At 54.3% G+C, this 311-nt stretch carries 1 tRNA gene; it reads left to right on the top strand.

The features are described from left to right. Nucleotides 1-76 (top strand) — tRNA-Ala (locus AC0L3O_RS35580). The last annotated feature ends 235 nt before the right edge of the window (nt 77-311 follow it).

Raw genomic sequence — 311 nt, 5'->3', positions numbered from 1 at the left:
GGGGCCGTAGCTCAGCTGGGAGAGCGCCTGCTTTGCAAGCAGGATGTCGTCGGTTCGATCCCGTCCGGCTCCACCATCCTTCCTCTGAAAAGAGGGAGAGGTGTCGAGTGGATGTGAAGCCGGCCGAGAAAAAGTCATTCGTTAAAAAGATTTGCGGCGAGCATCTAGCTCTCCGCCTGTTCTGTTTGACATCGTAAAGAGAAGATTTGTTCGAACTTCATAGCCCGCAAGGGATGTGATTTGTCGCGGGAGACGCTCAATCTCCCGCATATGATGGGTTTGCCTAACCGCACCCTCGAACCGATCTCGAG

It is taken from the genome of Mesorhizobium sp. WSM4810 (assembly GCF_055811235.1).
The sequence above is the reverse complement of the archived record's forward strand: the minus strand, read 5'-3'. Positions and strand labels throughout refer to the sequence as shown.